The organism is Rhizobacter sp. P2_H2 (genome assembly GCF_056403375.1).
Genome location: NZ_JBFUFP010000256.1, coordinates 1 through 6,121, shown reverse-complemented (window position 1 = coordinate 6,121; position 6,121 = coordinate 1). Strand labels below are relative to the sequence as shown.

Annotated in this window: 8 protein-coding genes and 1 pseudogene; 7 read left to right on the top strand and 2 right to left on the bottom strand. The window is 71.6% G+C overall.

What is annotated here, in order from left to right; all coding sequences use genetic code 11:
• The 3 genes and pseudogenes from AC1D15_RS15025 to AC1D15_RS15015 form a co-directional block, all read left to right on the top strand.
• Nucleotides 1-301 (top strand): annotated as a pseudogene (locus AC1D15_RS15025) (vWA domain-containing protein); the annotation flags it as partial.
• On the top strand, nt 292-840 hold the full coding sequence (locus AC1D15_RS15020; protein ID WP_465112230.1) for an MxaK protein: 549 nt from the start codon (nt 292-294) through the stop codon (nt 838-840). The pseudogene AC1D15_RS15025 and the gene AC1D15_RS15020, both read left to right, overlap by 10 nt.
• The gene (locus AC1D15_RS15015) at nt 837-1,844 is read left to right on the top strand and encodes a vWA domain-containing protein (RefSeq protein WP_477826607.1); all 1,008 of its coding nucleotides are present in this window, start codon (nt 837-839) and stop codon (nt 1,842-1,844) included. The genes AC1D15_RS15020 and AC1D15_RS15015 overlap by 4 nt, the downstream gene beginning before the upstream one ends.
• Here AC1D15_RS15015 and AC1D15_RS15010 read toward each other — a convergent pair.
• Nucleotides 1,787-2,341 (bottom strand): flavodoxin family protein, encoded by a 555-nt coding sequence (locus AC1D15_RS15010; protein ID WP_465112228.1) that lies wholly within the window; start codon nt 2,339-2,341, stop codon nt 1,787-1,789. The two genes, AC1D15_RS15015 and AC1D15_RS15010, sit on opposite strands and share 58 nt — an antisense overlap.
• A gap of 116 nt (nt 2,342-2,457) precedes the next feature.
• On the opposite strand from AC1D15_RS15010, the gene AC1D15_RS15005 reads away from it, so the two are divergent.
• Entirely contained in the window at nt 2,458-2,748 is a 291-nt protein-coding gene (locus tag AC1D15_RS15005) for a hypothetical protein (RefSeq protein WP_477826606.1), read from the top strand.
• Here AC1D15_RS15005 and AC1D15_RS15000 read toward each other — a convergent pair whose 3' ends face one another.
• Entirely contained in the window at nt 2,749-3,495 is a 747-nt protein-coding gene (locus AC1D15_RS15000) for a pentapeptide repeat-containing protein (RefSeq protein ID WP_477826605.1), read from the bottom strand. It lies immediately after the preceding gene.
• An 82-nt stretch (nt 3,496-3,577) separates the two neighbouring features.
• On the opposite strand from AC1D15_RS15000, the gene AC1D15_RS14995 reads away from it, so the two are divergent.
• The 3 genes from AC1D15_RS14995 to AC1D15_RS14985 all read left to right on the top strand — a co-directional run bounded on the left by AC1D15_RS14995 (nt 3,578) and on the right by AC1D15_RS14985 (nt 6,015).
• Nucleotides 3,578-3,967 (top strand): 4a-hydroxytetrahydrobiopterin dehydratase, encoded by a 390-nt coding sequence (locus AC1D15_RS14995; RefSeq protein ID WP_047502322.1) that lies wholly within the window; start codon nt 3,578-3,580, stop codon nt 3,965-3,967.
• Nucleotides 3,968-4,082: 115 nt separating this feature from the next.
• Complete coding sequence (locus AC1D15_RS14990) at nt 4,083-5,081, top strand: beta-ribofuranosylaminobenzene 5'-phosphate synthase family protein (protein ID WP_477826604.1); 999 nt, start codon at nt 4,083-4,085, stop codon at nt 5,079-5,081.
• Nucleotides 5,082-5,091: 10 nt separating this feature from the next.
• Nucleotides 5,092-6,015: an NAD(P)-dependent methylenetetrahydromethanopterin dehydrogenase gene (locus tag AC1D15_RS14985; RefSeq protein ID WP_477826603.1), complete on the top strand. Its 924-nt coding sequence runs from the start codon at nt 5,092-5,094 to the stop codon at nt 6,013-6,015.
• Nucleotides 6,016-6,121 lie beyond the last annotated feature (106 nt).

The following is a 6,121-nucleotide window of genomic DNA, read 5'->3' as shown; positions in this document are numbered from 1 at the left end:
CAACAGCCCCGGGCTGAACGCCGAGGCCGGCGACCCGCTGGGCGCCGCCGACACCGTGCCCGAACACCAGCTGCACCGCTTCTTCCAGTCGCTGGGCACGCCGTACCGCGCCTATGAAGCCGACAACGACAAGGCCTTGCAGGCCGCGATCGACGACGTGAACCGGCTGGAGAACCTGCCGATCACCTACCTCGACACCGTGCCGCGGCGCGAGCTGTCGCCCTATGCCCACGGCATCGCGCTGCTGTGCGTGCTGCTGTTGCTGGGCGCACAGGCGCTGGAGATCAGGCGATGGGCCTGATGACCCCGCAGCGGCGCACGCGCACCGTGATCGCGGTGCTGGCCTTCGCGGCGCTGGCGGCGCTGGTCGACGGCGTGCACCTGTGGCGTCTGCAGCGGTGGAACGCGGCGATTGCCGCCGAGCCGCCGGTGGCCGTGGGCGGCACGCCGCCCGCCGAGCTGCAGTTCGCGCTGGCCCATGCGCAGGCTGCCAGCGGTGCGGCCGACGACGCGCTGAAGCGCTACCGCGCCTTGCAGGGCGATTCGGCGCTCGGCCAGGCGGCGCGCTTCAACAGCGCGAACCTGCTGGTGCGCCAGGCGCTGGTCGCGCGCGCCGGCACGCAGCCGGGTCTCGCGATCCCGCTGCTGGAGCTGGCCAAGGAGGGCTACCGCGAGGTACTGCGCAACGACCCCGGGCAATGGGACGCCCGCTACAACCTGGAGCGGGCCCAGCGCCTGCTGCCCGACCCCGACGAATCGCTGGTCGAACCGGCCGACGGCCGGCGCGACGCCGAACGCGCCGTCACGACGATGCGCGGCTACTCGCCGGGCCTGCCATGAAGATCAAGGCGTTCGACGCGCTGCCGGCACTGGCCGCGCTCGCGCTGGCCGCCACCTTCCTGGACCCGGGCGTGCGCATCGAGCGCCGGCTGTTCGAGCACGTGGTGGTGCTCGACATCACGCAGAGCATGAACGTGACGGATGAACTGCTGGACGGCAAGCCGGCGTCGCGCCTCGCGTTCGCGAAGCATGCGCTGCGCGAGAGCCTGCTCGCGCTGCCCTGCGGGTCGAAGGTGGGCTGGGCGGTGTTCACCGAGTACCGCTCGTTCCTGCTGCTGGCGCCGGTGGAGGTGTGCGCGAACCTGGGCGAGCTGCGCAGCACGCTTGCGCGCATCGACGGCCGCATGGCCTGGTCGGGCAACAGCGAGATCTCGAAGGGCCTGCACAGCGCGCTCGGCATCGCGCGCGACCTGCCCGGCAAGCCTTCGCTGGTGTTCATCACCGACGGGCAGGAAGCGCCGCCGCTGAACCCGCTGTACCGACCGGCCTTCGACGACAAGCCGGGCGAGGTGCCGGGGCTGATCGTCGGCGTCGGCGACCTGCTGCCCTCGCCGATCCCGAAGACCGACCCGCTGGGCCGGCCGCTGGGCGTCTGGCGCGCCGACGAGGTGATGCAGACCGACCTGCGCAGCCAGGGCCGCAGCGCCAGCGTCAACGGCGAGAAGCTGGCCGACGACGGTGCCGGCCCGCCGGCCTCGGGCCTGGGGGCGACACCGGGGCGCGAGCACCTGTCGGCGCTGCGCGAGGGCTACCTGCGGCTGCTGGCGAGCGAGCGCGGCCTGCGCTTCCATCGGCTGCAGGCGGCGCAGGKGCTGTCGGACGAGCTGTCGGCACCGGCGCTCGCGCGGCCGGTGGTGGCGCGCGCCGATGCGCGGGTCGCGCTGGCGGCACTGGCCTTCGTGCTGCTGCTGGCGCGCAGTGCGTGGCCGGTGCTGCAGAGGCTGCGTCAGGTGGCGGGGCGGAAGAAGCGGTCGGCCGCCGCGCCGGCTTCGGCATCGGACTGAACCGCGTCGGGCGGGCCGCCCTTGCCCCACAGCAGGCCGGCGAACGGCATCGCGAGGAACTCGGCGCACAGCTGGGTGGAGTCGATCATCGGCTGGGCCTTGGCGCGGTTGCCGCTGGTCGTGATCAGGTGCATGCGCTTCTTCGCCATCTCGGCCTTGAACGGCAGGCCGTCGACCCGCATCCACGCGCTCCAATGGTCGAGGTAGGTCTTCAGCGAGCTCGGGAAGCTGTACCAGTAGACGGGCGCGACCAGCACGAGGTCGGTGCAGGCCATCGTCGCGTCGAGCAGCGTGCGCAGGCCGTCTTCGGGCCACGGGTAGGTGCCGGCGGTGTGGCGCTGGTCGGTGAAGGGCTGCATCGGCAATTGCGCCAGGTGCAGCCAGGTCTGGGTGGCGTCGGCCGGCAGGCCGGCGGCCGCACGGCGGGCCAGCCATTCGGTGTTGCCGACGTGGCCGGGCTCGCGGGTGGAGGCGACGAGGAACAGGAAGTGGGACATCGGTGGCGTGGGTGGTGGGTGGCAACGAATGAAACGCACGCAGTGTTCCATGAAGTCAGGCTGACGCATGGCGCGGGGACAATGGCCTCCTCATCCGATATGTCCTGGAGTTCTCGATGTCCGCTGTTCGCCACCTGTCCTGCCTTGCACTGATGCTGGGAGCCCTGATCGGCTCGCCGGCCAAGGCCCAGACCACCGACGCCGCCGTCGTCGTCAACGAGTACGACGTGTTCGTCGACCCGGTCACCGCGTTCGCCTTCATCAAGCTGCCGGCAGGCTGGAAGTTCATCGRCAAGCTGGATGCCGCACAGCTGCGCAACCTGCCGCCGGGGACGCTGACCTCGCTGCTGCCGCCGGACGACGAGGCGGCGAAGCTGGCGGCGAACTCGACGAAGCGAAAGGGTTGACTACAGGCCCTTCGCGCTCGCGAGCCCCTTCGCGCCCGTCAGCACGATGCCGTCCAGCACGGCATCGGTGAAATCCGCGCCGCTGACATCCGCGCCGCTCAGGTCGGCCCCCGCCATCTTCGCGTTGAAGAAGTTCACGCCGCGCAGGTTGGCGTTGACGAGCTTCGCGAACGACATCATCGACCGGTTGAGATCGGCCCCTTCCAGGTCGGCCTCGCCCAGGTCCGCGCCCGACAGGTCGGTGCGCATCTGCCCCATGCCCTGGTTCTTGATGTTGACGCCGAGGTTGGTCTTGACCAGCTTCGCGCGCCGCAGGTTCGCGCCCGGAAAGTCGGCAATGACGCGCGCCCCGCTCAGGTCGGCGCCCTCGAAGATCGGCGGCGCCTTCACCGCGCCGCCCAGCACCACCACGCTGAGCAGGCTGGCGCCCGCGAGCGTCGCGCCGCTGAAGTCGGTGCCCATCAGCCACGCGCCGTTGAGGTTCGCTCGCGTCAGGTCGGCACCGTTGAACTTGCTCAGCACGAGCTTCGATGCGAACAGGCTGGCCCCCACCAGCCTCGCCCGCCGGAAATCGAGGCGGCTCAGGTCGAGGTCTGACAGGTCGAGCCCCGACAGCTCGGCCGGCCCCGGCGCCGCGGCCAGCCGCTCGCGCACCTGCTCGACGCTGAGCTGTGCAGCCCCCACGCGCCGGCTGCCCATGCCGAGCAGCACGGACGCGATCGCGATGTTCCAGACCCTTCTGCGCACAGTGTTTGCTCCGGTGGAACGATGATGCTGGGCGGTGCCGCGCCAAAGATCAAGGCCGGCAACCCTGCCCAAGGAGATCGACATGACCCAGTGGCGCAAGAAGACCCCCGACGAGACCTACCCGCCCGAAGAGATCGAGGCCCGGCTGAAGGCCGAGCTGCCGAAGTGGACCTTCGAGGACGGCTGGATCCGCCGCAAGTACAAGACCGGCGGCTGGAAAGGCACGCTGATGGTGGTGAACACCGTCGGCCACCTCGCCGAAGCCGCCTGGCACCACCCGGACCTCACGGTCTCGTTCGCCTTCGTCACCGTCAAGCTGATGAACCACGCGGCCAAGGGCATCACCGACAAGGACTTCGCGCTCGCCGCGAAGATCGAGGAGGTGGTGATGTGGCAGCCCGGCGCGGTGGAAGGCTCGGCCCTGGAAGGCACGCCCGACGATCCGCGCTTCAAGTACATCAAGTACGACTGAAGCCGCGCATGACACTGTGTCACCCGGGCGGAACAAGCCCAGGCTCCCGCACGCCTTCCAGACCCGCTTTCCGGGGTAAACCCCAGCGGAACGGGGATTGCTTAGCCAGTCTTCAATGCCTGCCTCTGCCACCGACCACCACCGCCTGCTGAAGCTTCGCGCGCCGGGCCGCCTGCACCTCGGGTTCCTCGACCCGGCGGGCACGCTGGGCCGCCGCTTCGGCAGCCTGGGGCTGGTGATCGACGGCATCGCGACCGAGCTCGAGTTGAGCGCCGCATCCGCCGACGAGGTGCTGGCCGCCGATACCGCCGCCGAGGCCGAGATCGACCGCGCGAGCCGCTTCCTGCACACCCTGCGCGAGCACACCGGCCTGCGCACGCCGCTGCGCCTGCAGCTGTCGCGCGTGCTGCCGCCGCATGCCGGCTTCGGCTCGGGCACGCAGCTCGCGCTGGCGATCGGGCGCGTGTTCGCGCAGTGGCATGGCCTGGCTCTGAGCAGCGTGACGCTCGCGCACTGGCTCGCCCGCGGCCTGCGCTCGGGCATCGGCATCGCCGGCTTCGACCAGGGCGGCCTGCTGGTCGATGGCGGCCCGGGCGCCGACGGCATGCCGGCACCGCTGCTGTCGCGCATCGCGTTCCCGGCCGCCTGGCGCGTGCTGGTGGTCCAGGACGAGCGCCACCGCGGCCTGTCCGGCCCGCAGGAGAAACAGGCCATCGCGACGCTGCAGCCGCTGCCGCAATCGCTGTCGGCCGACATCTGCCACCAGGTGCTGATGCGCGTGCTGCCCGGCGCGGCCAGCAGCGAGTTCGCCCCGTTCGCGGCCGGCATCAACCGCGTGCAGCAACTGCTCGGCGAGCACTTCGCGCCGGCGCAGGGCGGCGCGTACACCAGCGCGGCGGTGGGCCGCGTCGTGCAGTCGATCGACGGGGCGGCCATCGGCCAGAGCTCGTGGGGGCCGACGGGCTTCGCGATCCTGCCGTCGCAGGCCGCGGCCGAGGCCGCCCTGTACACGCTGCGGGCCGATCGCCTGCTCGAACCCGGCGTCACGGTGAGCATCGTCGCCGGCCTCAACCGTGGCGCGCTGCTCTCCGAGCACGCCTGCGAACCCCATTGAAGAGCGCACCATGGAACGCCCCTACATCCTCCACATGTTCACGCCGGGCCGGCAGATGAGCCCGTTCGACGTCAACATGGCCGCCGACGCCGGCTACCAGGTGATCGCGCCGTACTGCGACGCGACGCTCGACGACATCACCGCGCTGACGCAGGACGCGATCTTCTCGCGCGGCCCGAAGGGCGTGGCACGCACCGGGCTGTTCATCGGCGGACGCAACGCGATGCTCGCGGCCGACATGCTGGAGCGCGCCCGGGCCTCGATGGTCAAGCCCTTCGTCGTGTCGGTGATGGCCGACCCGRGCGGCGCCTACACCACCGCCGCGGCGATGGTGGCCTGCACCGAGGCCGCGTTGCAGAAGCAGCACGGCCACGGCCTCACCGGCCTGCGCCTGGTGGTGCTCGGCGGGCTCGGCCCGGTGGGCCGCATCGCCGGCGTGATCGCCGCGCAGGCGGGCGCGCGGGTGTCGCTGTCCAGCCGCAGCGGCGCCGCCGCGGCCGAGGCCGCCGCGCAGGAGACCGGCACGCGCTTCCAGGTCGCGCTGCACGGCGTGTCGGGTGCCGACCATGCGGCGGTGCGCGCCTCGCTCGCCGATGCCGACGTGGTGCTGRCCTGCGCCGCGGCCGGCGTGCAGGTGGTCTCGCCCGAGGACCTGAAGGCAGCGAAGCGGCTCAAGGTGGCGGCCGACGTCAATGCCGTGCCGCCGGAAGGCATCGCCGGCGTCGGCGTGATGGACGACGGCAAGCCGCTGGCCGGCAGCTCTGCCGTGGGCATCGGCGCGCTCGCGGTGGGCAACGTGAAGTACCAGACGCAGCACCGCCTGCTGGTGCAGATGCGCGAATCCGACAAGAAGGCGCTGGTGCTCGGCTTTCCGGAGGCGTTCGCCACCGCGCGCGCGTTCCTCGCGGAGCGCGCGGCCGGCGAAGCGGTTTGAATCGCCCATCCGCCGGCGTGATCGCCGTCGCGGCGCTGTCCGCCCGCATGATGGCCGAGGCCGCCGTGCGCGACGGCTTCGACGTGGTCGCACTCGACCTGTTCGG